Below are 26630 nucleotides of genomic sequence, written 5' to 3'. Positions count from 1 at the left end.
ACTCGCCTCAGGCTTGCGCCTCGGGGCGTTTGCCGAAGCGCGCGGCCAGCACGCCGCACACCATCAGCTGGATTTGGTGGAACAACATCAATGGCAGCACGATTGCGCCCACGGCGTGGCCGGCGAACAGCACCTGCGCCATCGGAATGCCGCTGGCCAGGCTTTTCTTCGAACCGCAGAACAACAGTGTGATGCGGTCTTCGACATTGAAGCCGAACACGCGGCCGGCCAGGGCCGACAGGCCCAGTGCGAGTGCCAGGATGACGGCGCAAGCCACCACCAGGCCGGCCAGCGCGGGGATCGGGGTCGAACTCCACAGGCCTTCGTTGATGGCTTCAGAGAAAGCCGTGTAGACCACCAGCAGGATGGAGCCCTGGTCGACGAACTTCAGCATGGCCTTGCGCTTGTGCACCCAGGCGCCGATCCAGCGGCGGGCGAACTGGCCCAGCACGAAGGGCAGCAGCAGCTGCAGCATGATCTTGCCGACGGCGTCGAACGAGATCGGCGCGCTGCCCGCGTTGGCGACCACCGTGCCCACCAGCAGCGGAGTGATGAAGATGCCGAGCAGGCTTGAGGCGGAGGCGCTGCACACGGCGGCCGGCACGTTGCCGCGCGCCATCGAGGTGAAGGCGATGGCCGATTGCACCGTGGCGGGCAGGCAGCACAGGAACAGGATGCCCAGATAGAGCTCGGGCGTGACCAGCGGCTCCAGCACCGGCTTGAGCGCCAGGCCCAGCAGCGGGAACATCAGGAAGGTCGCGGAGAAGATCGTGAGGTGCAGCTTCCAGTGCGTCAGGCCGGCGATGATGGCCTCGCGCGACAGGCGCGCGCCGTGCAGGAAGAACAGCAGGCCGACCGCGATGTTGGTGATCCAGCCGAACACGACCACGCCTTGCCCGTGGGCGGGCACGATGCTGGCGATGATGACGGTGCAGATCAGGTAGAGGGTGAAGCGGTCGGGAAGTAGGCGGGCAAGGCGTGACATGAGGGATGGAAGGGGGAGGGCGGACGGAAAGCGCCGCGGGCGCCGTAAACGGGCCGTATTGTAGTCCCGGGGACGCCTTGCTTCCTGACAGCCAGTTGTCAGCGCTGCTGGGCCACGGCAGGGCCGTGGCGCCGCGCTCAGGGCGTCATGGCCAGCGCCAGGTCGAACGCCGCGACCAGCGAGGCATGGTCGGCCAGGCCCTTGCCCGCGATGTCGAAGGCGGTGCCATGGTCCACGCTGGTGCGCACGAAAGGCAGGCCCACGGTCACGTTCACGCCATGGTCCAGGCCCAGGTACTTGACCGGAATGAGTCCCTGGTCGTGGTACTGCGCCACCACGATATCGAACTCGCCGCGCCGGGCGCGCATGAAGATCGTGTCGCCAGGCCAGGGACCGCTCGCGTCTATGCCTTGCGCGCGGGCGGCGGCGATTGCGGGTTCGATGATGTCGATGTCTTCGCGGCCGAACTTGCCGCCTTCACCAGCGTGCGGATTCAGGCCCGCGACCGCGACGCGCGGCTGGGCAATGCCCATCTGGCGGCAGGCCTGGTCGGCCAGGCGCATGGCGGTCAGTTCCGCTTGCGGCGTGATGCGCGCGATCACGTCGGCCAGCGCCACGTGTATGGTCACCAGCAGCACGCGCAGCTCGTCGTTGGCCAGCATCATCGCGAAGTCGCGCGTGTCCGAGCGCTCCGCCAGGATCTCGGTGTGGCCGGGGTAGTCGATGCCGCCGGCATGCATGGATTTCTTGTTCAGCGGGGCGGTGACGATGGCGCGGATGCGGCCGGCCCGCGCATCGTCGATGGCGGCGCAGACGTAATCGTAAGCGCCGCGTCCGGCGGCCGCGCTGATCTGTCCCAAGGGCAGGTCGGCGGGCAGGGCGGGGCTGCAGGCGATGACGTTGATGTGGTCCGCGCCCGGCGCTGCCTGGCTGACATCGGCGACCTCGACGATCTCCAGCCTGGCGCCCAGCTGGGCGGCTGCGCGGCGCAGCGCGCCGGCGTCGCCATAGACCACACAAGGCGCGTTCAGGCCTTGCGCGTAGGCCTTGACGACGATTTCGGGGCCGATGCCGGCGGCATCGCCCATGGTGATGCCTACGGGCAGGGAGGTGTTCACGATGCGGGGACTGAGGTTGTGTTGCGGATCAGGGCGGGCTGCCGTCTCACTTCGAGGAATTCTTGGGCGGCTCGATGACGCCGCATTCGAAGGTCACGGTGGCGCGCTTGGGCCCCAGGCCGGTCGCGTGGTTGGACGTGATCTTGGGCTTGACCAGCTTGCGGTCGATCGACTGGCAATACTGTTCGGCCCGCAGCAGGGCCTGGTTCTTGATTTCCACCCAGGTCATCATCTGCGAGCCGGAGCTGTGGGTGACGCTGTAGGTGTCCTTGCCGACGGGCGTCACCTCGCTCATGCTGGAACAGGCGGTCAGCAGGGCAAGCAATACGGCGGCGGGGGCAAGGCGTGCAAACATGGGGTGTCCTGAAATGGCGGTTGCCCTCATTACACCATCATTTCATGGCGCGGCCACGGCGCTGCGGCGGTCTAGCTTGCGGCTCAGGACGATGGAAGTCTGGGTCTGCTTGACCCCGTCGATCAGGCCGATGCGATCCAGCAGTTCGTCCAGCTGTTCATGGGTTTCGCAGCGCAGGAAGATGAGGTAATCGTAGGGGCCGCTGACCGAGGAGACCTCTTCGACCTCGGGCATCTTCTCCAGTTCGCGGATCACCGCGGCGGGGGTCTTGGGCAGCACGCTGATGAAGCAATAGGCGCGCACCGCCGCTTCTTCCAGCAAGCGCCCCAGGCGCACGCCATAGCCCGCCACGATGTGCTCGCGTTCGAGCCGCGCAATGCGCGCAACCACCGTAGTGCGGGCCAGGCCGAGCTTGCGCGCCAGGATGGCCGCGGGTTCGCGCGCATTGGCTTGCAGCAGGCTGAGCAGTTGCCGGTCGATGGCGTCGAGTCGTTCGTTCATACGGGGATGGGCGGCATGGAGCGAGAGGGCGCGAGTGCCGACGGTACAGGCCCGGGCCTGCCCGCGTCAATGCGCGGCAGCCCGCGCACGCCAGCATGGCGCCGCGTGCTAGCCGTCGGATTCGGGCGGAATGCCGCCCTGATAGATGCGCCCGTCGAACTCGAAACGCGTGATGGTCTTGCGCGCGGCATCGAAGATGCGGTCGCGGCTGGCGTCGTCCAGGCCATCGTGGTCGGCGAAGCTGAAGCGGCACAGATCGATGTCGCTATCGTAGAAGGCCGAATGCACATAGCGGCTGACGTCGGCCTCGTGCGCGAAATGCGCGAACTCGCGCAACTGCTCCATTTCGTGGAAGGAGCCGTTGCGGCTGACCAGCAGCATGCCGAACTTGCGCTCTTCGTCGGCGACGGGTTCCGGCGCGGGCAGGGCGTCGGGATGCCGTGTGTCCTGATAATCGAAGCGCGCGCCCAGATCGTGCATGGCCGCCAGCACGCGCTGCCATTGCGCTTCGTCCAGCGTGAGACGGGCCGCAACAAAAAACAGGCGCTGGCGGCCCAGTGAGCGCGGCTCGGCGCCGCCGATAAAACTGTGCCAGGGGATGGCTGCGTCCAGTCCGGCCAGCTCCGCCATGCGCGCGTCGCTGTACCCCAGCCGGTCTTGCAGGCGCCGCATGGACTGGGCGTCCGGCGCAACGTAGTTCTGGATCGTCTTCATCGGAAGCCTCCGGTTGCACCGGATGCTCGCGGGCGCGCAGCCCTGGAAACGGAGCCGGTGACGTGCGCCGCCGTGCCTCTGCGGCTACGCTTCATGCTAGCGCGGCGCGCAGGGCTTGCCTAGCATGGGCGGGCGTGGCGCCATGCTAGGATTTGCGCCGACTTCAATGCCAGGAGGCTTACACATGGACATCCAGGAACAAATCGCCGTCATCGTGCACACCATTTCGCATCAGGGCGGCCGCATCGATGCGCTGAACTCGACCGTGCTGTCGATGCTGCATCTGGCCAAGGCCTCGCCCGGCCTGCGCGAGGCCATCGAAGCCCAGCTCGAACAGAACTATTCCAGCCTGCTGGCCCGCTCCGAGAATCCGCAATACGTGGCCGGTTTCGAGAGCGTGCGCGACATGATTCTGGGCGCACTGAAATAGGCTGCCGTGCCGGTCCAGGCTTGCAAGAGTTACCCACAACTTCTGTGGACAAGCCTTGGGATAGTGCGGGCATAGATGTTCATTTTCCTTTAATTACAAAGGCTTGCATGGGGCGGTCAAACCTGGCTCCAATTGCTCGTTGCGGCAGCGCGCAGCAAGCGCTGCCGCAGGTCATGCAAGCCGGGTAATATGCGGCCCCATGCGGAATCAGTATTCATTGGAATGCCGGGGCGGATCGATCGCGATGCGCGTCTCGGAAGCAGCAAAGCTGGCGGCGTTCGACCCCGGCAAACTTTCCCCCGAGGCGCGCCAGAGCTGGGAGCGCATGGGGCATGGCTTCAAGGCCTGGCACGACTTCGACCAGCGCCATCCCATCCTGCGCCGCCTGGCGCGCTTGCCCCTGGTGGGCCGCTGGTACCGCAACGCGCGGCGCCGTTATGTGCTGCGCGCCAGCGGCAAGCTGGTGGTCTGAGCGCCGTTATTTGCGGCGCTTGCCCAGCAGGTGATACGCCAGCCAGATGAGCGCGCCGATCGCGACGGCCACGGCCAGTTTGGTCTCGACGCCGTGCAGGCGTCCCAGCATGGATTCGATCGTCTGGCCGAACAGATAGCCCAGGGCGCTGAAACACACCGCCCAGATGGCGGCGGCAATGGCGTTGAGCGCCAGGAAGCGCAGCGGCGGCACGCTCGATACGCCCAGGGCCACCGGCCCCACCGTGCGCAGGCCATATAGAAAGCGCAGGCTGAGAATGAAGCCGTGCGGATAGCGGTCCACCGCCGCCAAGGCCTTTTCGAATGCCGGCTTCTGGCGGACCTTCCGGACGTAGCGATGATCGCGATAGCGGCGGCCCAGCAGGAACAAGACCTGGTCCGCAAGGAATGAGCCGGCGAACGCGCACAGCATTACATAGGGCAGGTGCAGCAGGTGCTGGTGCGCCAGGAATCCGGCGAACACGACCACGCTTTCGCCTTCCAGCAGGGTGCCGGCCAGCACCGCCCACAGGCCGTAGTCGACGATGAACTGGTGCAGGGCGGGATTCATCTGGGCCGCTCGCCCACGATGCGCGCGAGCGTCTGCAGGGCAGCGGTGATCTCGGGCGTGGTGCGCTGCCCGCAGCTGATGCGCAGGAAGTGGTTGTAGCGTATGCCGTTGGAAAACATGGCGCCCGGCGCAACCCGGATGCCCTGGCGCAGCGCGGCTTCGAACACGTCCGTGCCGGAACGTCCATCGGGCATTTCCACCCACAGCAGCATGCCGCCCTGCGGCACGCTCAGGCGGGTGCCGGGAGGGAAGTGCGCGGCGATGGTCTCCGCCGTCTGGTCGCGCTGCATCTTCAGGTGCCGGCGCAGGCGCGACAGATGGCGGTCGTAGGCGCGCGAACCCATGAACTCGGCCACGGCGATCTGCGCCAATGGTTCGTTGGGGCGGCTCTGGGCGAACTTCAGCATGGCGATGCGGGCCTTCCAGCGCCCGCCCAGCAGCCAGCCCAGGCGCATGCCCGGCGCCAGCGTCTTGTGCATGGACGAGCAATAGATGACATTGCCGGTCGCGTCCCAGGACTTGGCGGCGGCCAGCGGGGTGTCGTCGTCGGTCAGCGCGCCGTAGGTGTCGTCTTCGATCAGGGGCACCTGCTGGCGTTCGCACAGGGCGACCAGCCGCGCTTTTTCCGCATCGGGCATGACGCAGCCCAGCGGGTTCTGGAAGTTGGGCACCACCACTACGGCACGGATGTTGCCGTGGGTCTGGAACGCCAGGTCCAGCGCTTCGATCGACAGGCCGTGCTGCGGGCTGGTGGGGATTTCCAGCGCCCGCATGCCCAGGCTTTCCAGAATCTGCAGCAGGCCGAAGTAGGCGGGCGATTCGACCGCGATCGTGTCGCCGGGACGCGCCACCGCGCGCAGCGCCAGGTTCAGCGCCTCGATGCAGCCGTGCGTGACGATGACGTCGTCCGGCGTGGCGTTGATGCCGTTGGCCAGCGCGCGGCGGGCGAGCACGGTGCGCAGGTCCGGATGGCCCTGCGGCGGAACCGGGCTGACCAGCACCTGTGGCGACTGGCGCAGCGCCCGCGCCATGGCCTGCTTCAGTTCTTCCAGCGGATAGGCCTCGGGCACCGCCGCGGCCAGGGCGAAGTTGGCGCTGACCGGGTGCGCTTCACACTTGGCCACGAAGTCCGAGACCCGGTCGTGGATGCCCACGTATTGCGCGGCGCCCAGCGTCTGGCGGATGTCCGGCTCGTCCACGGGCGGAATCGTGTTGCGCCGCGGCTTGAGCACGAAGTAGCCCGAGCGCGGCCGCGCTTCGATCAGGCCGTCATCTTCCAACTGGCGGCAGGCCTGCAAGGCCGTGGACAGGCTGACGTGATGGGTGCGCACCAGGGTGCGGACGGAGGGCATGCGCTGGGCGGGCGCCAGCACGCCCGTCTGGATGGCGCGCCGGTAATGGTTGGCCAGGCGTAGATAAAGCGGTTGCGGATCCATGCGCCGATCATGCTCCCCGAGGTTGGTGTGAGACTAGGCACAGATTCAGGCAAAGTACACCATAACAGCGCATAAATCGAGGATCTGCATCGGTACAGAAACCTTGAGAGTGTGACTGTTGCGCATAGCAGGGCGCGCGTAGTCTGTGGTTGTCCGACAGGAGACGACGATGATTGCGACGTACACCCCCGATGCCCAGGCCCGCCGCCTGGAACTTGCCGCCGGCGCCAGCCGGAAACTGGTCCTGCGCGCCGGCGCCACCCTAGTGTGCGTCAGTGGCAGCGTGCGGATCGAGGAACCGGTGAACGGCCCGGAAGCCGCGGGCGGACTGCCTCGCGCGGTTTCGGTGCGCATCAACGCGGGGGAAGGGCATGGCCTGGGCTATGGCGGCGTGGCGCAGGTCACGGCCATCGGCCCGGCCGAGGTGATATGCATGGACATGCCGGGCTATGCACGGCGCTTTTTTCAGGCGGCTGCCGCATTTTTTCAGCTGAATTTGGCCAAAAACCGAAAAAATTCCCTCGGTGCGCTGCACAAGATTTCAAAATGATGTATGATTCACACATCAGACGCGGGGTGGAGCAGTCTGGCAGCTCGTCGGGCTCATAACCCGAAGGTCGTAGGTTCAAATCCTGCCCCCGCAACCAGTTTCAAGCAGAAGAAAGCCGCGATATTCATCGCGGCTTTTTTTTCGCCTCGCGGCTGGATTTTTGGCGCTGCTTGCTCTGCGTCAAACCTTTGTTCCAGTCCGGACTTTCCCTGGTATGCGCGGCCGCACAGGTCCGCAGCCCTGCGCTACCATGGGTCACGCGCGCTACGTTGCCGCACTCGAGGAGGGTCCATGGGAACAGCAAAATACGATCATCCCGGCTATGTCGCCGATACGGGCGCTGACGGCAAGTACCACGTGGGCATCTGGTGCCCCCACGGCTATCCCGCCCATATTCATATCGGCAGGCCCGCCGAACGCGGCGATCCCCAGGCGCTGCTGCGCCTGCGCATACCGGACGGGGTGTTCCAGTCCTTGCCCGACGATCCTGAAACCCTGTGCCGCCGCGCGCTGGGCCAGGCGCTGGGTGCGGGCCTGCTGCCTTCCGTCTCGGTGGACGGGGAATACCAGGAATTGCGCTTCCAGATCGACGCCGAACCCTGGTCCGGCCCGATGCAGTCTGCCGCCCACGCCTGAATCCCGGCGCAAAAAGCCGACTGAATTACCCACAGCAACTGTGGACAAGCCTTGGGATAGCCTCTGCGCATTTCGGGTTTTCCCTGTGATAACAATGACTTGGTAACACCGGTCAATAAACGCCCCACTGGGGCGTTTATTGCTTCCGTCCTGCCCGACGGCCCGGCTATGCGACAATCTTTTCCCTTCCTGGCGTTCCCGCGCCTGTCTTGCCATTCCCACCCGGTTCGTTCCCCATGCTTAGTGCTACGCGTATCCATTCCTGCGGCCTGAAGGCGCCGTTGCCATGAGCCCGGCTGTCGCGCGCGTCGCCGTCATTGGCGGCGGTCCTGCCGGCCTGATGGCCGCCGAGCGCCTGAGCGCGCAAGGCGTGCAGGTGGATGTGTTCGATGCGATGCCATCGGTCGGCCGCAAGTTCCTGATGGCGGGGCGGGGCGGCTTGAACCTGACCCACAGCGAGCCGGCCGAACCGTTTCTGGCACGCTACGGCGACCGCGCGTCCCATGTCGCGCCCTGGCTGCAGGCGCTGGACGCGGGCGGTTTGCGCGAATGGACCCATGGCCTGGGCATCCAGACCTTCGTGGGCTCGTCCGGCCGGGTGTTTCCCCAGGAGATGAAGGCGGCGCCCCTGTTGCGGGCCTGGCTGGCCAGGCTGCGCGCCAGCGGCGTGCGCTTGCATATGCGGCACCGCTGGCTGGGATGGCCGGCGGGTTCCCGGCCTGGCGCGGGCGCGCTGCGCTTCGACTCGCCCGAGGGGGAGCAGCGCTATGCGGCAGACGCCGTGGTGCTGGCGCTGGGCGGAGGCAGCTGGGCCAAATTGGGGTCGGACGGCGCCTGGGTCGACGGCCTGCAATTGCACGGCGTTGCCGTCGCGCCGCTGCGGCCGGCCAATTGCGGATTCGACGTGGCGTGGTCGGACCATTTCCGCGAACGCTATGCGGGACAGCCCGTGAAATCCGTGGCCATGGCCTGCGAAACCGCAGCCGGCGTGACGCCCGCCCGTCAGGGAGAGTTCGTCGTGTCGGAAACCGGCATAGAAGGCAGCCTGGTCTACGCCCTGTCCGCGCCGCTGCGCGACCGGATCGACGCCCAGGGCCATGCCATCGCCATGCTGGACCTGGCTCCGGACTGGTCGCAGGAAAAGGTGATGGCTGCGGTGACGCACCCGCGCGGCTCGCGGTCGATGTCCAGCCATCTGCAGAGCCGGCTGGGGCTGACCGGGGTCAAGGCGGGATTGCTGCGCGAATGCGCCTCGGCGGAAGACTTCCGCGACCCCGAGCGCCTGGGCCTGCGCATCAAGGCCTTGCCGCTGCGTCTGCTGCGGGCGCGGCCCATGGACGAAGCGATCAGCACCGCGGGCGGCGTGTCGTTCGCCGCGCTGGATTCCGGCCTGATGCTGCGCGAAATCCCTGGCGTGTTCTGCGCAGGGGAAATGCTGGATTGGGAGGCGCCGACAGGCGGCTATCTGCTGACGGCCTGCATGGCGAGCGGCGTGGTCGCCGCGGCCGGCGTCATGGCGTTTCTGCGGTCTGGCGGGCGGGCGTTGCCAGGGGCCTGAGGCCGCAAGGGCTCAGGAGCCCGAGGAGTAGGGCGCCAGGCCCAGCGGCGCGCGCGGCGCCAGATCGCCGACGACGTGGCCCACCACGGGCTCGCCGCCTTCCGGTTGCGTGACGATGCCGATGACGCGGGTAATCGCGCTGGCAGGAATGTCCGTGCCGTGCGCGGGATCCTGCACCAGCTGCCAGATGGTGGCTTCTTCGGGGATGGCGTTCTGCTCGGTCAGGTCGGAGCTGTCCAGGCAACTGCGGGCAAAGGCCGACCAGTCCGAGGCATTGCAAGGCAAGCCGTGAGCGGTGGCCAGGCGGGCCAGGGCCAGCGGCGCGTCCGCCTGGCTGGCCGCATGCTGGGCGGCGGCTCCCAGGGAGACATCCAGCGACAGCAGGCGCAGGAACTCTACGACGTTGTCGGTATTCTTCATTGTGCGGTCTCCTGCGGTGACTGTTCTGGTTATGGCCCTGAGCCTGCTGGCAAGCCGGGCGGCGTTTCAGGCCGGGCCTTGGCCCAGCATCGATACCAATGACTGTTTCAGGCGCGCCGAAAAAATCGGTACCGTATGGGATACCCCATCGCGGTCGACGCCCTCTTTGAGTTCGACCGATTGGCCGAGGAAAATATCCGGTGCGGCGCCAATTTCGTTGTAGCGAGCCAGCAATTCGTTCACGTTCTGCTGCGCGTCGGCCAGCGTGCTGCTTTCAGCCAGCTTGCCGGCGGCATGCGCCTGCAAAATGCGATGGAGATCGTCGATGAAGAGCGCCAAAGCCGCCTGCCCGCGGCATTGCGGCTGTTCCCAGCCCCAGCTCTGGTGAGCCGAACCGGCGCTTTGCGATGTGTGTTTCTTGGTCATGTCCGCATCCTAATCGATTGGCGCTAATTGCGCGACAGGCGAACGCAAGCCTTTCCAACGGCGTTTGGTCCTGGGTCTGGCGCTCATGGCGGCAGCCGCGGCGTCCGGTCTGGCCGGTGCGCAAATGAGGGTCTTTGGGGTATGCTGACTTCACTTTCCAAGCCCAGACAGGAGATGTCCATGAAGAACAAAGTCTTTCTCGTCATGTTGCTTTCGATCGCCGCGCTCTCGGCCGGTTGCAACACCGTAGCGGGGGCAGGCAAGGACATCCAGCGGGGCGGCGAGAAGATAGAGGGCGCTGCCACCAAGTAGGCCTTCGCTCCCTGCGCCGCAATCCGGCCCGCAAGCCGCGAGACATGCCTTGGCATCCCTCTCGCGGCTTTTTTGTTGACGCCCGGCTTCGGGGGAAGGGCAGCAGGCGGGGGCGTCGCGAGGACTCTTCCCCCTGGCATAATTCGAGGAGTTGAATTCGATCGTGGGAAGTGTCATGCGCAAGTCTTTGTGGTTGGGAATGGCGTTTGCGGCCTTGTTGGCCGGCTGCGCGAGCAAAGGGGTCTACGAATCCGATGCCGTGCTGACGGAGACCTTCACTGTCAATACCAACTACGAAGCGGCTTTCCGCCGGGCCGGCGAGTACGTGCGCACCTGCCACGTGCAAGTGCAGCATGCGTATAACGTCGCCTATGCCTGGCGCCACGTGAAGGGTGAAAAGGGGGCGCCGGACGAGGTGCAGCTCTATAAGGTGACGGAGCCAGCCAAGGTGCTGGAACTGATCGCCGCCGAAACCGCCACGCCGTCGACGTCCAAGGTGACCATCACGGTGCTGGGCGAGGGGCGTTGGGACGCTGCTGAAATCGCCGCTGCCCGCGCCTCGATCCAGAGCGCCACGCCGGTCTGCCGCAAGGGCGGGGAAGGCTGATCCGTGGACGCCCGCGCCCAGCAGATACGCGCCAGCGGCCTGTCATTCTCGCTACTGGCGGGGGCGTTTCGCTTCCTGGGCTGGCTCAATGGCGGCGCGGCGCTGATCCTGACGGGCTTTTCGCTGGGCGTAGTGGGCGGCGACATCGCCGCGCCGGATCTGCAGCTGCCGCTGGCGCTGTTGCTGGGCGGCCTGCTGGCCGCCTGCCTCGGAATCCTGTTTGCTTACCTGGCGCAGGTCAGCCTGTTGCGCCAGGGCTACACCGGACATCTGACGCGCGCCCACTGGCCCGCGCAGCTTCTGGCCATGGTTTGCTATCTGATCAGCGCGCTCGCCTTCTGCGCCGCCTGCTGGCTGGCGGCGGGACAGGCGATCACGGATGCGCCCCAGACGACTACCGCCTACGTGAGGCGTTAGTTGCGGGTAAACCCGTGTGCGCAAAAGTGTTGGACTTGAATTTGTGTTGAGAATAATATGCGCAGTGCGTATATAAATCTCCTGTTCGGGGCCCGTCATGACCATTTCCCAGCAAGCCTTCCTGCGCGACGCCATGCGACGCCTGAATCTCACCCGCGACGTGTTCGCAACCCGCATCGGCGTCAAACGCCGCGCGTTGGATACCTGGCTGTTGCCTGAGGGCTCGCAGGAATTCCGCGCCATGCCGGAAGTGGTGCAGCGCTTCGTCAGCGAAATCGTCCAGAACGGCGTCTTGCTGGAAAAATATACGCAAAGCGTACAAGAAGGCCCGCTGCGTGACCGCATCGCGGTGGAAGGCAAGCACCAACTGCTGTCGGTGGACCAGTTCACCCGCGAATCGGTCGAGGACCTGTTCCGCGTGGCCGACATGATGCAGCCCATTGCCCGCCGCCAGAAGGTGTCCCGCGTGCTGGAAGGCGCGGTGCTGGGCAACCTGTTCTTCGAGGCCAGCACCCGTACCCGCGTGAGCTTCGGTTCCGCGTTCTGCCGCCTGGGCGGCTCGGTCTGCGACACCACCGGCTTCACGTTTTCGTCCATGGCCAAGGGCGAGTCGATCTACGACACCAGCCGCGTCATGAGCGGCTACGTCGACGCCATGGTCATCCGGCATCCGGACCAGGGTTCGGTTGCCGAATTCGCGCGCGCCACCAACATCCCCGTGGTCAACGGCGGTGACGGCCCCGGCGAGCATCCCAGCCAGGCCCTGCTGGACCTGTACACGATCCTGACCGAGTTCTCGCGCCTGGGCAAACTGCTGGACGGCGCCCACATCGCCATGGTCGGCGACCTGAAGTACGGCCGCACCGTGCACTCGCTCATCAAGTTGATGGCGTTGTACAAGAATGTGAAGTTTTCGCTGGTGTCGCCCAAGGGCCTGGAAATGCCGGCCTACATCATCGAGCAGGCCAGCCGCAACGGCAACATCATCGAGCAGAAGAGCACGCTGGCCGAAGGCCTGGCCGGCGCCGACGTGATCTACGCGACGCGCGTGCAGAAAGAGCGCTTCGCCAACGAGGAGAACGAAGGCTACACGCCGGACTTCCAGATCAGCCGCGCCATCATCGACGCCTACTGCGGCCCCGATACCATCGTGATGCACCCGCTGCCGCGCGACAGCCGTCCCGGCGCCAATGACCTGAGCGTGGACCTGAACCACGATCCGCGCCTGGCCATCTTCCGCCAGACCGACAACGGCATCCCCATCCGCATGGCGATCTTCGCGGTGCTGCTGGGCGTGGAAGGCTTGGTGCAGCATTCCTTGCGCGACGTGACCTGGCAGCATCCCTCCCACGTCGGTCCGGACGATTCCGCCTTTCACGGACTCGAATAAGCGCGCGGCTCCGGGCCGAATTCCCCTCTGAACCAGGCCCCTGCGCGGCCTGGTCGCGGGGTTTTCAAGCATAATCCGCGCTGGCTTTTTTTCTGTCGCGTGTCGTTTCCGGACACGCCGTGGGGCCTGCGGACGGATTATCTATGTCTACAAGCAGTATTGGCGTTCCGCCAACTTCCGATCGTCACGCCGGCTCATCCGGCCAGGCGTGCTATCTGAGCGCGTCCGACGAGCAGGCCTGGATAGCGGTCTACCAGTCGGTTGACGCCTATACGCGCGGGCAGGTCGCCGCGGTGGTGGGCGACAGCCTGTCCGCCCTGGTCGACGCCTTCTATTCCACGCTGCTGGCCGATGCCGAGGCCGGCCCCCGCCTGTCCCACGACATCGTGTCCAGCCGCCTGCATGCCGGCATGACCCGCTGGCTCAAGGGGTTGCTGTGCGTGCGCGACCAGGGCGATATCGCCGCCCTGATGGCCACGCAGAAAAAAGTGGGCGAGGTGCACGCCCGCGTCCACATCCCGATCCATCTGGTGATGGCTGGCGCCCGTATCCTGAAGAACGAGATCGCGTTGCGCCTGCGCGCCAGCGACCTGGACGGCATGGCCGCGTCGGTCGCCACCCAGTACGTGTGCAACTTGTTCGACCTGGCGGTCGAGCAGATGAGCCGCGCCTTCATGCGCGACATCAGCCGCGGCGCCCGCAACGACGAGGCCTACCGTCTCTTCGCCCTGGGGCAGAACATTTCCACGGAACGCGAACGCCAGCGCGCCGCCTTGCTGGAGTGGAGCCAGTCGGTGCTGATCGGCTTGCATTACCGCGCGCCGGGGCAAAGCCTGCCGCGGCTGGCGGCCTCGGAATTCGGATTGTGGCTGCAACACAAGGGCGGGGCGATGTTCGAAAGCGCCCCGGGCCTGCAGCAGATCACGGACGCCGTCGCGCAGCTGGACGGGGTAGTGCTGCCGCAATTGATGCGCGGCGAAGAACAGGGTCTCGCCGCTTCGATGCCGGACCACGTGCGCGAGTTGCAGGAGCTGGTGGCGCGCATCAAGCACCTGCTCAACGGCCTGTTCGACATGGTGGCCGAGATCGAGAGCGGCAGCGATCCGCTGACCAATGTGCTGAACCGGCGCTTCCTGCCCTCGGTGGTCGGGCGCGAAATCTCGATCGCGCGGCGCCAGCGCAGCTCGTTCTCCGTTCTGCTGCTGGACATCGATCATTTCAAGGCCATCAACGACCAGCACGGCCATTCCGGCGGCGACCAGGTGTTGCGCCAGTTTGCGGAAGTGCTGCATCAATCGTGCCGCTCCAGCGATTTCGTGTTCCGCTACGGCGGCGAGGAATTCCTCGTGGTGCTGGTGGATGCGCAACAGGAGGCCGCGCTGGCGACGGCCGAGAAGCTCGGCGCGGAGATCCGCCGCCATGTCTTCACCATTCCCGAGGCAGCGCCGCTGCACATCACGGCCAGCATCGGCGTGGCGACCTTCGACGGCCATCCGGACTATGCCTATCTGATCGACCGCGCGGACCAGGCGCTGTACCAGGCCAAGCAGGCCGGCCGCGACCGGGCCGTGGCGGCCTGAGGCCCAGCTCGCGCGCATGAAAAAGGCCGCCCGGTCAAGGGCGGCCTGCGGTTTGCCTGGCGCCAGGGCGCCTGAGGCTTACACCTTCTTTTCGCCGCCCAGCGCGTCGACCAGCTCGGCCATCATCTTGGCCAGTTCGCCCGTCATCAGCATCATGTCGGAATCGAACTTCTCGTCGTCGTTGGCGGCCACGCCTTCGTTGCCTTCCTTCAGCACGTCCAGGGGTGCGACGCGCTTGACGTCCAGGCCTTCGGTGAGCACGAACGAAATGCGGTCGGCCCAGGTCATGGCCAGGCGGGTGCACTGCTTGCCCGACTGGATATGGCGGCGCACGTCATCGGCGTCGATCGAGTGCTTGACGTAGCGGATCGCCGCGCCGCTTTCGCCCGACGAACGCAGCTCGGTGTCCTGGTCGATCGAGAAGTTGGCCGGAGCCTCGTCCTCGGCCAGCCAGCCGGTCATGGCCGAGGCCGGCGACTGCGCCACGTACAGGTTTTCGAGCGGGAAGGGATCCACGCACTTGGCCAGGAGGCCGATGACTTCGTCGGCCTTGGCCGAAGCGGCCGCATCGATCACCAGCCAATGGTTCTGCGGATCGATCCAGACGCGGGTGTCGCGGTACACGCTGAAGGCGCGCGGCAGCAGCTCGTCGGTGACGCGCTCCTTGATTTCCTTCATCTGCTTGCGGCCCGGCTTGTAGCCTTGCTGCTCTTCGATTTCCTGGGCGCGGGCCTTGGCAACCTGGTTCACCACGGTGCCCGGCAGCAGCTTCTTTTCGGCGCGCAGGCTCAGCAGGATCTGGCCGTTGACCACATGCGCCAGGCCGCCGTTCTCGCGCGGAGGAACCCAGCCCAGGCTTTGCATTTCGAGGTTGTTGCCGCTTTGGTAGGCATGCCGCGCGAGCGTTTCTTCAAGCTGGTCGCCGACCAGCGTCCACGGCGAGGAGAGGCGATAAATCTTGAGATTCTTGAACCACATGAGCGTCGGCCAAAAGGGTTGATTCTATACGACGCGGCCGCTTTGCCGAAGTGCGGCAATACCGCAGCGTGATGCGACACCTTCTGTCACTGACAGCGGCGAGCCGATGCGCTACTGTCCGCGCAGCAAGTCGAACTGGAGATAAAAAATGAAGATCATCGGCGCCATTCTGATCGTCCTGGGCATCGCCGCCCTGGCCTACAAGGGCTTCAACTACAAGTCCGAGGAGACCGTGCTGCAGATCGGTTCGGTGAAGGCCACCGCCGAGACCGAGAAGTCGGTGGCGATTCCGGCCTGGGCCGGCATTGCGGCCATCGTGGCCGGCGTGGTGGCAATCGGCGTGGGCATGCGCCGCTGATTGCGGGCGGCCGCGACCGCTGTCGGCAGGATCCGATCATGGCGACCGAGAGGTCGCCATTTTCACGTGCGCGGCATAAAAAAAAAGCGGCCCGGCTCATTGAGGGCCGGGCCGGTACGGGAGCACGCAATACCGCGTCATAAAAGGCTCGCGGGGAACGCGGTATCGGTGTCAGAACACTGGCCCTGCAATCGTCCGACAGGGGGATCAATCGTCGGTCGATCTGGCGCAAGGCCGTAATCTGAGCAGCCAGTCTAATGGGGCGGGTCTGACATGGTCCTGAAAGTGCGGGCCTCTTTTTAGCCCGCTCGCTCCCTGGAGGCGGATCCTGCTTGATTGCGCGCAAAAAAAAAGCTCCATAAGGAGCTTTTGAAAGGCCGGGCGGGCGCAGCAGTCCCGTCCGGCGGGGGATGGCCTTTTAAGCGTTGATGTCGTTGTCCTTGGATTCGCGCACGAACAGCGTGCCGATGACCAGGGTCATGACTGCAATGATGATCGGGTACCACAGGCCGTCGTAGATGTTGCCGGTGGCCGCGACCACGGCGAAGGCGACCGGGGGCAGGAAGCCGCCGAACCAGCCGTTGCCGATGTGATACGGCAAGCTCATCGACGTGTAGCGGATGCGCGTCGGGAACATTTCCACCAGCATGGCTGCGATCGGGCCGTACACCATGGTCACGTAGATCACCAGGATGGTCAGCAGCACCACGACCATGACGTTGTTGCTCTGGGCCGGATCAGCCTTGGCGGGGTAGCCGTGGCTGCGGATCGCGGTGGTCAGGGCCTTGTCCAGTTCGGCGGCCTTGGCCTTGAAGTCGGCGGGGGCCATGGTCTTGCCGTCGAACGAGGCGAACTCGTCGTTGCCGATCTTGACCTTGGCGACCGAGCCGGCCGGCGCCGCTTCGTTCTTGTAGTTCACCGAGTTGCGGGCCATGAACGACTTGACCACGTCGCAAGAACTGGTGAAGGACGAAGTGCCTACCGGGTTGAACTGGAACGAGCAGGTGGCGGGGTCCGCGATCACGGTGACCGGGGCCGTGGCCTGGGCCTTTTCCAGCGCCGGGTTGGCGAAGTGCGTGATGCCCTGGAAGATCGGGAAGTACGTCGCCGCGGCGATCAGGCAGCCGGCCATGATGATGGGCTTGCGGCCGATCTTGTCCGACAGCGCGCCGAAGATCACGAAGAAAGGCGTGCCGATCAGGAGCGCGATCGCGATCATGATGTTGGCGGTATTGGCGTCGACCTTCAGCGTCTGCGTCAGGAAGAACAGGGCGTAGAACTGGCCCGTGTACCAGACCACGGCCTGGCCGGCGGTCAGGCCCAGCAGCGCCAGGATCACGACCTTCAGGTTCTTCCACTGGCCGAACGATTCGGCGATCGGCGCCTTGGAACCCTTGCCTTCTTCCTTCATGCGCTGGAAGGTCGGCGATTCGCTCAGTTGCAGGCGGATCCACACCGAGATGCCCAGCAGGACGACCGAGATCAGGAACGGAATGCGCCAGCCCCAGGCCTTGAAGTCGTCTTCGCCCATGAACGTGCGGATGCCGAGGATGACCAGCAGCGACAGGAACAGGCCCAGGGTCGCGGTGGTTTGGATCCAGGATGTGTAGAAGCCGCGGCGGCCATGCGGCGCGTGCTCGGCCACATAGGTCGCGGCGCCGCCGTACTCGCCGCCCAGCGCCAGGCCTTGCAGCAGGCGCAGGACGATCAGGATGGCGGGAGCGGCCAGGCCGATGCTGGCGTAGCTGGGCAGCACGCCGACCAGGAACGTGGACAGGCCCATGATCACGATCGTGACCAGGAAGGTGTACTTACGTCCGACCAGGTCGCCCAGGCGGCCGAACACCAGGGCGCCGAACGGGCGCACGGCGAAACCGGCCGCAAACGCCAGCAGGGCGAAAATGAAGCCCGCGGTGGGGTTCACACCCGAGAAGAAGTGTTGCGCGATGATGGCGGCTAGCGAGCCGTACAGATAGAAGTCGTACCACTCGAAAACCGTGCCCAGCGACGACGCAAAGATGACGCGGCGTTCATCCTTGGTCATCGGGCGCGGATCCGCGGATGGGCCGCGGCCTGCCATGGTTGTTGTGCTCATGATGTCTCCTCGGTTTTATGGCCGGCGGTGGTCCGCCGTGCTGCGCCCGCCGCCGGCGAGCCGACATTGAGCTATATGCAACATTGGGGGGTGAGGCTGACGAGGTTCTGACGGGATACTTACTTGAGTCTTAAAATTGAAACTGAAAGTAACGTCTCCCTGGGAGGCTAGGGATAGTCCTAGGAGACGTCGGAGAGGTCTGACAACTCAGCGTAGAGCGGAAAGATCACGCGGATCCGCATGCCGGGCAGGTTCGAATACGTCGTGGGGTGATCGCTGATTTCGACGCTGGCCTGGTGCTTCTGGGCGATCTCGCGCACGATGGCCAGACCCAGGCCGCTGCCGTCGGACTGGGTGCCCAGCACGCGATAGAAGCGGTCGAACACGCGTTCGCGTTCCTCGGGCGGAATGCCTGGCCCGGAATCCTCCACCTCCAGCACCGCGTGTCCGTCCTGGACCTGCGCACGGACCGTGATGTGGCCGCCGCGCGGCGTGTAGCGCAGCGCGTTGTCCACCAGGTTGTTGAGCAGTTCGGCCAGCAGCAGGGGGTTGCCGTTGATCTCCACCGGCTGGTCCGAGCCTTCGAAGCCCAGGTCGGTACTCAGCGAGAGCGCCTGCGGCACCCAGTGCATGGCCTGTTCGTAGGCGATGGCGTTGATGTCCGTGCGCGTCATGCCGATGGCGCTGGGGTTCTCGGCCCGGGCCAGCAGCAGCAGCTGGTTCACCAGGCGCGTGGCGCGTTCGGAGCCGGTCACGAGCTGGCGCAGGCTGGACTGCATTTCCTCGGGGCTGGCGTCGCGCAGGGCCAGTTCGGCCTGCGTGCGCAGGCCGGCCAGCGGGGTCTTCAATTGGTGCGCGGCGTCCGCGACGAAGCGGCGCTGCGCCTGCACGTTGGACGAAAGCCGATCCAGCAGGTCGTTCATTGCGGCCACCAGGGGCGCGATCTCGGTGGGGGCGGCGCGCTCGTCGATGGGCGACAGGTCGTCGGGCCGGCGGGCCCGCAGGCGCTGCTGCAGCGCATTCAAAGGCGCCACTCCGCGCGACAGCCCGAACCACACCAGCAGCACGGCGACAGGCAGCACCACGAACTGCGGAATGATCACGCCCTTGATGATGTCGTTGGCCAGTTGCGTGCGCTTTTCGACCGTTTCGGCGGCGATCAGCAGCGCCGGCTGGGTATCGGGCAGATGCAGGTCCACCCAGGTGAACGCCAGCCGGACCCCGAAGCCGCGCAAGGTCGCGTCTTCGTACTGGACTTCGCCGGGGCGGGGCTGGCCCACGGTGGAAGGCAGGGGCAGGGCGCGGTCGCCGCCCAGGTATTCGCCGCGGCTGCCCAGCGCCAGCCAGAACACGCTATCGGTCTCGTCGGCGTGCAACACCTCGCGCGCGGTGTTGGTCATCTTCAGCACGGCCCGGCCGTCCTGCGCGTGCACCTGCAAGGTCAGTACATGGAGGTTGTTGGCCAGCGCGCGGTCGTAGGGCACGTTGGCGATGTTCTGGGCCACCACATAGGTGATGGCCACGCTCATCGGCCACAGGAGGAACAGCGGCGCCAGCATCCAGTCGAGGATTTCGCCCAGCAGGGAGCGCTGCGGCGGCGCGAAGCTCGGGCCCTTGGCCCCCGCCCGCATGACATCCAGTGCTTCCTGGTTCAGCGCTTCCGGCGGCGCCGCTTCAGCTTGCGAGGTACGCCGCACCCTGGTCCCGCTCAAGACAGTAGCCCAGGCCGCGCACGGTCACGATCTTCACGCCGCTGGGTTCCAGCTTCTTGCGCAGGCGATGGACGTAGACCTCGATGGCGTTGGTGCTGACCTCTTCGCCCCATTCGCACAGGTGGTCGACCAGTTGCGTCTTGCTGACCATGCGGCCGCTGCGGGTCAGGAGGATCTCGAGCAGGCTGACTTCGCGCGCCGACAGGTCCAGGGTCTGGTCGTCGACCATGGCGACGCGGCCGGTCTGGTCGAACAGCAGGCGGCCGTGCTTGATCATGGTGGCGCCGCCGCCCGCGCCGCGCCGGGTCAGGGCCCGTACGCGGGCCTCGAGCTCGGACAGCGCGAAAGGCTTGGCCATGTAGTCGTCGGCGCCCAGGTCCAGGCCTTTGACGCGCTGTTCGATGCTGTCGGCCGCCGTCAGGATGAGTACCGGCAGGGCGGAATTGCGGGCGCGCAGGCGGCGCAGCACTTCCAGCCCGGCCAGCTGCGGCAGGCCGAGGTCGAGGATGAGCAGGTCGAATGCCTGGGCCGCCAGCGCCGAATCGGCCGCCAGTCCGTCGCGCACCGCATCCACGGCATAGCCGTTGTGGCGCAACGAGCGGGACAGGCCGTCGGCCAGGATGCTGTCGTCTTCGGCGATCAGGATACGCATGGGCTACAGTGAGAAAAGGCCCCGCGGCGCAAAGGGGACAAAACGCCGGGTTCGTCTGGCATTCTGGCATAGGGCGCCAAGCTTGCCACTCAGGGTATACGTGCAAAACACTGGCACACTGGTTTTATGTACAGTATAATCCGATGCCATAATCTGACCCGTTGCTCAAAGCACCCGCCTAACCCTGCGGCACTTCCCTAGACACCAGATACGTTACAGACAGGACTCTACATGGACGACAAAACCACCAAGGCCGCCGCATCGGAAAAGGCCAAGGCGCTTGCCGCCGCGCTTTCGCAGATCGAAAAGCAGTTCGGCAAGGGCTCGATCATGCGCTACGGCGACAACGATGTTTCGCATGACATCCAGGTGGTTTCCACGGGCTCGCTCGGTCTGGACATCGCGCTGGGCGTCGGCGGCCTGCCGCGAGGCCGCGTGGTTGAAATCTACGGTCCGGAATCCTCGGGCAAGACCACGCTGACGCTGCAAGTGGTCGCTGAAATGCAAAAGCTGGGCGGCACCTGCGCCTTCGTCGACGCCGAACACGCGCTCGACGTGCAATACGCCTCCAAGCTGGGCGTGAACCTGGCCGACCTGCTGATCTCGCAGCCGGACACGGGCGAGCAGGCCCTGGAAATCACCGATGCGCTGGTGCGCTCCGGTTCGGTCGACCTGATCGTCATCGACTCGGTGGCCGCGCTGGTGCCCAAGGCCGAAATCGAAGGCGAAATGGGTGATTCCCTGCCCGGCCTGCAAGCCCGCCTGATGAGCCAGGCGCTGCGCAAGCTCACCGCCACCATCAAGAAGACCAATTGCATGGTCATCTTCATCAACCAGATCCGCATGAAGATCGGCGTGATGTTCGGCAACCCCGAAACCACCACCGGCGGCAATGCGCTCAAGTTCTACGCCTCCGTGCGCCTGGACATCCGCCGCATCGGTTCCATCAAGAAGGGCGACGAAGTCGTCGGCAACGAAACCCGCGTCAAGGTCGTGAAGAACAAGGTCGCGCCGCCGTTCAAGCAGGCCGAATTCGACATCATGTACGGCGCCGGCATCTCGCGCGAAGGCGAAATCATCGACCTGGGCGTGGCCGCCAATGTGGTGGACAAGTCCGGCGCCTGGTACAGCTACAACGGCAATCGCATCGGCCAGGGCAAAGACAATGTCCGCGAGTACCTGAAAGAACACAAGGAACTGGCCATCGAAATCGAGAACCGCGTTCGCGAGAACCAAGGCATCGTCAGCCGCGCGGCAGAATTCGTGCCGACCGCGGAAGATACCTCCGAAGAGTAATCGGATCGGTGGCGGGCCTGGCGCGGCGCAATTCAGCTTCGCCGCAAACGGCCGGCCTATCGCGTCGGGGCAGCCCGAACAGTTGCGGCAGGCGCCAGGACGGGCCTGCCGTTATGCATAGCAAGCAGGAAACGCATGAGCTGGAAACCGCCGCCCGCTTCAGCCGAACGCCTACGCGCCAAGCTGGACGATGAATTCGAAACCGTGGCCAAGCCCCAGGGCTTGCGCCGCACTTCGGATGCGCGCCGCGATCAGGAAGCGGAATCCAGCGATGCGCCAGATCAGTGGAGCCGCAGCTCGGAAGCCGGCAATGCGCGCCGCGGCCGCCGTGCCGTCGCCGGAGCCGAGGACGGCCCGGATGCGGACGGCCAATCCGCCCGCAAGGGGCCGTCGCTGAAGATGCGGGCCGTGGGCTATCTGTCGCGGCGCGAGCATGCCCGCGAAGAGTTGGCGCGCAAGCTTGCCGCCTACGCCGAGGACCCGGGCGAGGTCGAGGCCGTGCTGGATGCCCTGGAAAAAGAAGGCTGGCTGTCCACCGAACGTTTTGCGCAAAGCCTGGTGCACCGCCGCGCATCGCGCCAGGGGGCGGCGCGCATCGTGCAGGAATTGCGCCAGCATGGGGTGGACGACAACCAGGTCGCCGAATTGCGCGAACAGCTGCGGGCCACCGAGTACGACCGCGCGCTGGAGGTCTGGAAGAAGCGCTTCAGCGCCAAGCCGGAAGACCGCGCGGCCTACGCCAAGCAGGCGCGCTTTCTGGCCAGCCGCGGCTTTGCGCATGACGTGATCCGCCGGATACTGGGCGAGGGCGACGAGGATTGAGCAGCCCTGTGCGGGGCTTGTCCGTACGCCCATGAAAATCCGCCGTGGCGGATTTCCCAAAAAGCGAGGCGACGGGCCTTATTCCTGGATGGCAGACAGGAAATCCGGGTCCTTGGCCAAAGCTTCGGTGCTGAGCCGTATCGAATCGTTTAGCGAAGTGAAGAAATTGGCGAACTTGTTCGTGCGTCGCTTGGTTTCCTTGGTTTGCGTGTACACGGGCTTCTGCGTGGCCTTGTCGGTCACGACATAGGCGATACGCAATGTCCAATCCACCGAGTACCCCAGGTCGTCCGCCAGGAATTCCTCGACTTCGGCGGTCAATAGACGGCGCTGTTGGTTGCCATTGACCTTGACGCCGATGAAGCGCAGTTCGGCAAAGGTGGCATCCCGGACAAAGTCCTTGACGTCCTTTTCGAGCAATATGCTGCCGATTGCGGTGTTGCGGATCTGATTCGGAGCGATTTGCGGGGCGCGGTAGCTGCCAGTGGAGTTCGGTGAGCTGGCCTGCTGCGAGGTCGACAGGCCGGCGTTGGCGTAGCGCTGGGGTTTGGGCTGTTCTGCCGCCTCTTTCTTGTTGGGTTCGTAGGTGAAATCGCCGACTTCGACAGCCCCTTCAGCGCTGATCACCGAGGAAGGCGAGTACTGCACCGGGAGCGTGTTCGGAACGTTGCCGCAACCCGCCAGCAAGGCGATGGAAGCAAGAATGGCCGAACGGCCGATAACGCGCGCTGAGAACAACGATGGCAAGAGCATGTTTTTGCTGCTGGCTCGAAGGTTTGAGGGAGCAGCATTCTAAGCCTTATGTACTAAATTGAATCTTATTATTTTTTAATGTATCGCGAGTCGGCGACATACGGCAGGGGCGCTATTTTGCCGACTTGATCCCCGACAAGGTCTTGAAGCACACATCCCGGGTAATGGTCAGGAACTCATCGATGTATGAGGCCTCCGTGTCCTCGCTGCGCACCGTCGCATACAGCGTGCGCCACACGCCTTGCGGACCCAGCCGGCACAACCGCAGCCAACCCTGATTCATGTATTCCGTCAGCGCCCAGTTGGGCAGCGCGGCCACGCCGCGGTTGCTGGCCACCAGTTGCGCAATGATGGGGGTGAGTTCCGCGCGGCGGATGGCGGCCGGCTCCACGTCGGCGGGGTCGAGGAAGGCCGTGAAAATGTCCAGGCGCTGCTTGTCCACGGGATAGGTGATGAGCGTCTGGTCGGCCAATTGGTCCGGCATGACGAACTTGCTGCCGGCCAGCGGATTGGATTCCGACACGGCCAGCACCAGCTCGTACTTGAACAGCGGCAGGTATTCCACTGCGTCCAGCGGCTGGGGATCGGAGGTGATAACCAGGTCCAGGTCGCCGCGCACCAGGGCGGGCAGGGGAGCGAAGGAAAACGCCGCCGACAGATCCAGCGCCACGTCCGGCCATTGCACGCGGAAGGCATCCAGGGCCGGCATCAGCCACTGGAAGCAGGAATGGCAGTCGATGGCCAGGTGCAGCCGGCCGGTGCGGCCCGCGGCCAGCCGCTGCAGGTCCCGTTCCGTGGCGCGGATGCGCGGCAGCACTTCATCCGCCAGCGCCAGCACCCGCAGTCCCGCCGTCGTCAGCCGTGCCGGTCGCGTGCGGCGGTTCAACAACGGCGTGCCCAGCCGGGTTTCCAGGTCGCGCAACTGGTGCGACAGGGCCGATTGGGTCAGATGCAGGCGCTCGGCGGCTTCCTGCAGGCTGCCGCCGTCGCGGATGGCGGTAAGCGTTTCAAGATGGCGGACTTCAAGCATGGGTGCCTGCAGGGATGGGAAATAAGCTCATATTTTATGAGATTTTCTCATTCTATAAATGTAGACATTGATTTTGATTCATTTTGATTTGGCCTCAAAATGGCTGTCACTTGAACAAATTTTGTCTAACGGTGGTGATCCATGACTACGATTCATAATTTGGGGTTCCCCCGCATCGGCGCGCAGCGTGAACTGAAGCGCGCGGTCGAAGCCTATTGGGCCGGCCGGCAGACCGCCGGGGATCTTGAGCAGACGGGCCGCGAGCTGCGCGCCAGGCACTGGAAGCTGCAGGCCGCCGCCGGCCTGAAGTTCGTGCCGGTGGGCGACTTCGCCTGGTACGACCAGATCCTGGAATGGACCACGCTGCTGGGCGCCGTGCCTGCCCGCTTCGCCCAGAACGACAGCGAACCCGTCACGCTGGACACGCTGTTCCGCATGGGCCGCGGCCGCGCGCCGTCGGGCAAGCCCGCCGCCGCCTGCGAAATGACCAAGTGGTTCGACACCAACTACCACTACATCGTGCCGGAACTGGCGCCGGGCCAGACCTTCCGCATCGCCCGCGAATCGCTGTTCGAACAGGTCCGGGAAGCGCAGGCCCAGGGTTGCGCGGTGAAGCCCGTGATCCCCGGGCCGTTGACCTGGCTGTATCTGGGCAAGGGCGACGCCTTTGCCGCGGGCGCCGCCGATGAGGGCAAGCTGCAACTGCTGGCCGCGCTGCTGCCGGTCTACCAGGAAGTGCTGGCGCGCTTCGCCAAGCTGGGCGTGCAGTGGGTGCAGATCGACGAGCCCATTCTGGCGCTGGACCTGCCGCAAGCCTGGCGCGGCGCGTTCAAGCAGACCTATGAGCAGCTCTCTGCCAGTCCGGTCAAGCTGCTGGTGGCCACGTACTTCGACGGCCTGAAGGACAATCTGCCGACCGCTCTGGGCCTGCCCGTGGCCGGCTTGCATGTGGACCTGGTCCGTGCGCCCGAGCAACTGGCGGAAGTGGCCGCCGGCCTGGGCGCCGAGCAGGTGCTGTCCGCTGGCGTCATCAACGGGCGCAACATCTGGCGCACCGACCTGGACGCGGCCATCGCCACGTTGACCCCCATCAAGCAGCAATTGGGCGACCGCCTGTGGCTGGCGCCGTCGTGCTCGCTGCTGCACGTGCCGGTGGACCTGGCGCATGAAACCGAGCTGGACACGGAACTCAAGAGCTGGCTCTCCTTTGCCGCGCAGAAGCTGGAAGAACTGAGCCTGCTGGGCCGCGCCCTGGACCGCGCCACGCAAGCCGCCGCGCAGGACGGCCTGGCCAAGCAGCGCGCCGCGCTCGCCGCCCGCCGCGCTTCGACGCGCATCCACAATCCGGCCGTCGCCCAGCGCATGGCTGGCGCTGCCGCGGTGTCGCGCGACCGCGCGCCGTTCGCCGGCCGCATCGCCCGCCAGCAGGAACAGCTGGGCCTGCCCGCCTACCCGACCACGACCATTGGTTCCTTCCCGCAGACCGCGGAAATCCGCGCCTTGCGCCGCGACTGGAAGTCGGGCGCATTGACGGACTCTGGCTACGAAGCCGCCATCCGCAAGGAGATCGAGGAAGTCATCCGCTTCCAGGAAAAGGTGGGCCTGGACGTGCTGGTGCACGGCGAACCCGAGCGCAACGACATGGTGGAGTACTTCGGCGAGCTGCTGGCTGGCTTCGCCTTCACCAAGAACGGCTGGGTTCAGAGCTATGGCTCGCGCTGCGTCAAGCCGCCTGTCATTTTTGGCGACGTCGCGCGTCCGGCGCCGATGACGGTGGGCTGGTCGTCGTACGCGCAGTCGCTGACCGACAAGCCGGTCAAGGGCATGCTGACCGGCCCGGTCACCATCCTGCAATGGTCGTTCGTGCGCGACGACCAGCCGCGCGAGCAGACTTGCCGCCAACTGGCGCTGGCGCTGCGCGACGAAGTGGTGGACCTGGAAGCCGCCGGCATCAGCGTCATCCAGATCGACGAGCCCGCCATCCGCGAAGGCCTGCCGCTGCGCCGCGCCGATTGGCAGGCCTACCTGGATTGGGCCGTGGATTGCTTCCGCCTGTCGACCGCCGGCGTGCGCGACGAAACGCAGATCCACACCCATATGTGCTATTCGGAGTTCAACGACATCATCGAGTCCATCGCCGCCATGGACGCCGACGTGATCACGATCGAAACCTCGCGCTCCAACATGGAGCTGCTCAAGGCGTTCGAGGACTTCCGGTATCCGAACGATATCGGTCCCGGCGTGTACGACATCCATACGCCGAACGTGCCTGAAGTGGATTGGATGGTCGGCCTGATGCAGAAGGCCTCGGCCCGTCTGCCCAAGGAGCGTCTGTGGGTCAATCCTGACTGCGGACTGAAGACGCGCGCCTGGCCTGAAACCGAAGCCGCGCTGATCGGCATGGTGCAGGCGGCCCGAGCCTTGCGCCAGGCGGCCTGAGCAGACAGCTTGCCGCAA

29 protein-coding genes and 1 tRNA gene are annotated in these 26630 nt (G+C 65.5%); 15 read left to right on the top strand and 15 right to left on the bottom strand.

All coding sequences use genetic code 11. The features are described from left to right. Nucleotides 1–7: 7 nt before the first annotated feature. The 5 genes from NGK62_RS01690 to NGK62_RS01670 form a co-directional block, all read right to left on the bottom strand. A complete protein-coding gene (locus tag NGK62_RS01690) occupies nucleotides 8–985 on the bottom strand; it encodes a bile acid:sodium symporter family protein (protein WP_054451031.1) in 978 nt (325 codons plus the stop codon). Nucleotides 986–1122: 137 nt separating this feature from the next. Next, nucleotides 1123–2103, bottom strand: a complete 981-nt coding sequence (pdxA, locus tag NGK62_RS01685; protein ID WP_251877196.1) for a 4-hydroxythreonine-4-phosphate dehydrogenase PdxA — start codon at nucleotides 2101–2103, stop codon at nucleotides 1123–1125. A 46-nt stretch (nucleotides 2104–2149) separates the two neighbouring features. Continuing rightward, nucleotides 2150–2458 (bottom strand): hypothetical protein, encoded by a 309-nt coding sequence (locus NGK62_RS01680; RefSeq protein ID WP_118933351.1) that lies wholly within the window; start codon nucleotides 2456–2458, stop codon nucleotides 2150–2152. A 42-nt stretch (nucleotides 2459–2500) separates the two neighbouring features. Further along, nucleotides 2501–2959, bottom strand: a complete 459-nt coding sequence (locus NGK62_RS01675) for an Lrp/AsnC family transcriptional regulator (RefSeq protein ID WP_054451034.1) — start codon at nucleotides 2957–2959, stop codon at nucleotides 2501–2503. Between the two features lie 108 nt (nucleotides 2960–3067). Then, nucleotides 3068–3673 (bottom strand): hypothetical protein, encoded by a 606-nt coding sequence (locus NGK62_RS01670; protein WP_118933350.1) that lies wholly within the window; start codon nucleotides 3671–3673, stop codon nucleotides 3068–3070. Between the two features lie 184 nt (nucleotides 3674–3857). Between NGK62_RS01670 and NGK62_RS01665 the strand changes: the two genes are divergently transcribed. Then, nucleotides 3858–4103 carry a hypothetical protein gene (locus tag NGK62_RS01665; protein WP_054451036.1) on the top strand — a complete coding sequence of 82 codons (246 nt, stop codon included), beginning with the start codon at nucleotides 3858–3860 and terminating at the stop codon, nucleotides 4101–4103. 244 nt (nucleotides 4104–4347) lie between these two features. Then, entirely contained in the window at nucleotides 4348–4575 is a 228-nt protein-coding gene (locus NGK62_RS01660) for a hypothetical protein (RefSeq protein ID WP_223283424.1), read from the top strand. A gap of 6 nt (nucleotides 4576–4581) precedes the next feature. Here NGK62_RS01660 and NGK62_RS01655 read toward each other — a convergent pair whose 3' ends face one another. Continuing rightward, nucleotides 4582–5145: a DedA family protein gene (locus tag NGK62_RS01655; protein ID WP_118933349.1), complete on the bottom strand. Its 564-nt coding sequence runs from the start codon at nucleotides 5143–5145 to the stop codon at nucleotides 4582–4584. Next, nucleotides 5142–6581 (bottom strand): aminotransferase-like domain-containing protein, encoded by a 1440-nt coding sequence (locus NGK62_RS01650; protein ID WP_251877194.1) that lies wholly within the window; start codon nucleotides 6579–6581, stop codon nucleotides 5142–5144. Before NGK62_RS01650 ends, NGK62_RS01655 begins: the two co-directional genes overlap by 4 nt. Nucleotides 6582–6750: 169 nt before the next feature. Between NGK62_RS01650 and NGK62_RS01645 the strand changes: the two genes are divergently transcribed. From NGK62_RS01645 to NGK62_RS01630, 4 genes are all read left to right on the top strand, one after another. After that, a complete protein-coding gene (locus NGK62_RS01645; protein WP_118933348.1) occupies nucleotides 6751–7131 on the top strand; it encodes a hypothetical protein in 381 nt (126 codons plus the stop codon). Between the two features lie 20 nt (nucleotides 7132–7151). Next, nucleotides 7152–7228: transfer RNA gene (locus tag NGK62_RS01640), tRNA-Met, on the top strand. A gap of 194 nt (nucleotides 7229–7422) precedes the next feature. Next, nucleotides 7423–7767 carry a hypothetical protein gene (locus NGK62_RS01635; RefSeq protein ID WP_118933347.1) on the top strand — a complete coding sequence of 115 codons (345 nt, stop codon included), beginning with the start codon at nucleotides 7423–7425 and terminating at the stop codon, nucleotides 7765–7767. Between the two features lie 286 nt (nucleotides 7768–8053). Next, nucleotides 8054–9325, top strand: a complete 1272-nt coding sequence (locus NGK62_RS01630) for a TIGR03862 family flavoprotein (protein ID WP_251877192.1) — start codon at nucleotides 8054–8056, stop codon at nucleotides 9323–9325. Between the two features lie 12 nt (nucleotides 9326–9337). Here NGK62_RS01630 and NGK62_RS01625 read toward each other — a convergent pair whose 3' ends face one another. Then, nucleotides 9338–9745: a hypothetical protein gene (locus NGK62_RS01625; protein ID WP_118933345.1), complete on the bottom strand. Its 408-nt coding sequence runs from the start codon at nucleotides 9743–9745 to the stop codon at nucleotides 9338–9340. 66 nt (nucleotides 9746–9811) lie between these two features. Continuing rightward, nucleotides 9812–10171 (bottom strand): hypothetical protein, encoded by a 360-nt coding sequence (locus NGK62_RS01620; RefSeq protein ID WP_059379234.1) that lies wholly within the window; start codon nucleotides 10169–10171, stop codon nucleotides 9812–9814. 180 nt (nucleotides 10172–10351) lie between these two features. Here NGK62_RS01620 and NGK62_RS01615 point away from each other — a divergent pair, with 180 nt between their 5' ends. From NGK62_RS01615 to NGK62_RS01595, 5 genes are all read left to right on the top strand, one after another. Continuing rightward, nucleotides 10352–10483, top strand: a complete 132-nt coding sequence (locus NGK62_RS01615) for an entericidin A/B family lipoprotein (RefSeq protein WP_042792633.1) — start codon at nucleotides 10352–10354, stop codon at nucleotides 10481–10483. A gap of 175 nt (nucleotides 10484–10658) precedes the next feature. Continuing rightward, nucleotides 10659–11090: a BPTD_2524 family lipoprotein gene (locus tag NGK62_RS01610; protein ID WP_059379232.1), complete on the top strand. Its 432-nt coding sequence runs from the start codon at nucleotides 10659–10661 to the stop codon at nucleotides 11088–11090. A 3-nt stretch (nucleotides 11091–11093) separates the two neighbouring features. Further along, nucleotides 11094–11507 (top strand): hypothetical protein, encoded by a 414-nt coding sequence (locus NGK62_RS01605; RefSeq protein ID WP_059379231.1) that lies wholly within the window; start codon nucleotides 11094–11096, stop codon nucleotides 11505–11507. A gap of 97 nt (nucleotides 11508–11604) precedes the next feature. Then, entirely contained in the window at nucleotides 11605–12897 is a 1293-nt protein-coding gene (locus NGK62_RS01600) for an aspartate carbamoyltransferase (RefSeq protein WP_054451047.1), read from the top strand. A 143-nt stretch (nucleotides 12898–13040) separates the two neighbouring features. Then, the gene (locus tag NGK62_RS01595) at nucleotides 13041–14477 is read left to right on the top strand and encodes a diguanylate cyclase (protein ID WP_059379228.1); all 1437 of its coding nucleotides are present in this window, start codon (nucleotides 13041–13043) and stop codon (nucleotides 14475–14477) included. 78 nt (nucleotides 14478–14555) lie between these two features. Here NGK62_RS01595 and NGK62_RS01590 read toward each other — a convergent pair whose 3' ends face one another. Next, the gene (locus tag NGK62_RS01590; RefSeq protein ID WP_054451049.1) at nucleotides 14556–15455 is read right to left on the bottom strand and encodes a recombination-associated protein RdgC; all 900 of its coding nucleotides are present in this window, start codon (nucleotides 15453–15455) and stop codon (nucleotides 14556–14558) included. A 148-nt stretch (nucleotides 15456–15603) separates the two neighbouring features. Here NGK62_RS01590 and NGK62_RS01585 point away from each other — a divergent pair, with 148 nt between their 5' ends. Then, entirely contained in the window at nucleotides 15604–15813 is a 210-nt protein-coding gene (locus NGK62_RS01585; protein ID WP_059379226.1) for a hypothetical protein, read from the top strand. 418 nt (nucleotides 15814–16231) lie between these two features. Here NGK62_RS01585 and NGK62_RS01580 read toward each other — a convergent pair whose 3' ends face one another. From NGK62_RS01580 to NGK62_RS01570, 3 genes are all read right to left on the bottom strand, one after another. Then, a complete protein-coding gene (locus NGK62_RS01580; protein ID WP_059379225.1) occupies nucleotides 16232–17893 on the bottom strand; it encodes an MFS transporter in 1662 nt (553 codons plus the stop codon). 194 nt (nucleotides 17894–18087) lie between these two features. Next, complete coding sequence (locus tag NGK62_RS01575; RefSeq protein WP_118933365.1) at nucleotides 18088–19467, bottom strand: sensor histidine kinase; 1380 nt, start codon at nucleotides 19465–19467, stop codon at nucleotides 18088–18090. A gap of 115 nt (nucleotides 19468–19582) precedes the next feature. Beyond that, the gene (locus tag NGK62_RS01570; protein ID WP_013392535.1) at nucleotides 19583–20272 is read right to left on the bottom strand and encodes a response regulator transcription factor; all 690 of its coding nucleotides are present in this window, start codon (nucleotides 20270–20272) and stop codon (nucleotides 19583–19585) included. Between the two features lie 231 nt (nucleotides 20273–20503). Between NGK62_RS01570 and recA the strand changes: the two genes are divergently transcribed. Both recA and recX read left to right on the top strand, forming a co-directional pair. Further along, a complete protein-coding gene (recA, locus tag NGK62_RS01565; RefSeq protein ID WP_059379220.1) occupies nucleotides 20504–21568 on the top strand; it encodes a recombinase RecA in 1065 nt (354 codons plus the stop codon). Between the two features lie 135 nt (nucleotides 21569–21703). Continuing rightward, a complete protein-coding gene (gene recX, locus NGK62_RS01560; RefSeq protein ID WP_059379214.1) occupies nucleotides 21704–22390 on the top strand; it encodes a recombination regulator RecX in 687 nt (228 codons plus the stop codon). Nucleotides 22391–22468: 78 nt separating this feature from the next. Here the strand turns inward: recX and NGK62_RS01555 are convergent, their stop codons facing one another. Then, complete coding sequence (locus tag NGK62_RS01555) at nucleotides 22469–23143, bottom strand: hypothetical protein (protein WP_223283423.1); 675 nt, start codon at nucleotides 23141–23143, stop codon at nucleotides 22469–22471. Between the two features lie 112 nt (nucleotides 23144–23255). Next, nucleotides 23256–24173, bottom strand: a complete 918-nt coding sequence (locus tag NGK62_RS01550; RefSeq protein ID WP_059379209.1) for a LysR family transcriptional regulator — start codon at nucleotides 24171–24173, stop codon at nucleotides 23256–23258. 141 nt (nucleotides 24174–24314) lie between these two features. On the opposite strand from NGK62_RS01550, the gene metE reads away from it, so the two are divergent. Then, on the top strand, nucleotides 24315–26612 hold the full coding sequence (gene metE / locus NGK62_RS01545; protein WP_251877190.1) for a 5-methyltetrahydropteroyltriglutamate--homocysteine S-methyltransferase: 2298 nt from the start codon (nucleotides 24315–24317) through the stop codon (nucleotides 26610–26612). The last annotated feature ends 18 nt before the right edge of the window (nucleotides 26613–26630 follow it).

It is taken from the genome of Achromobacter sp. Marseille-Q4954 (assembly GCF_943737025.1).
Taxonomy (GTDB): Bacteria; Pseudomonadota; Gammaproteobacteria; order Burkholderiales; family Burkholderiaceae_B; genus Achromobacter; species Achromobacter bronchisepticus_A.
The sequence above is the reverse complement of the archived record's forward strand: the minus strand, read 5'-3'. Positions and strand labels throughout refer to the sequence as shown.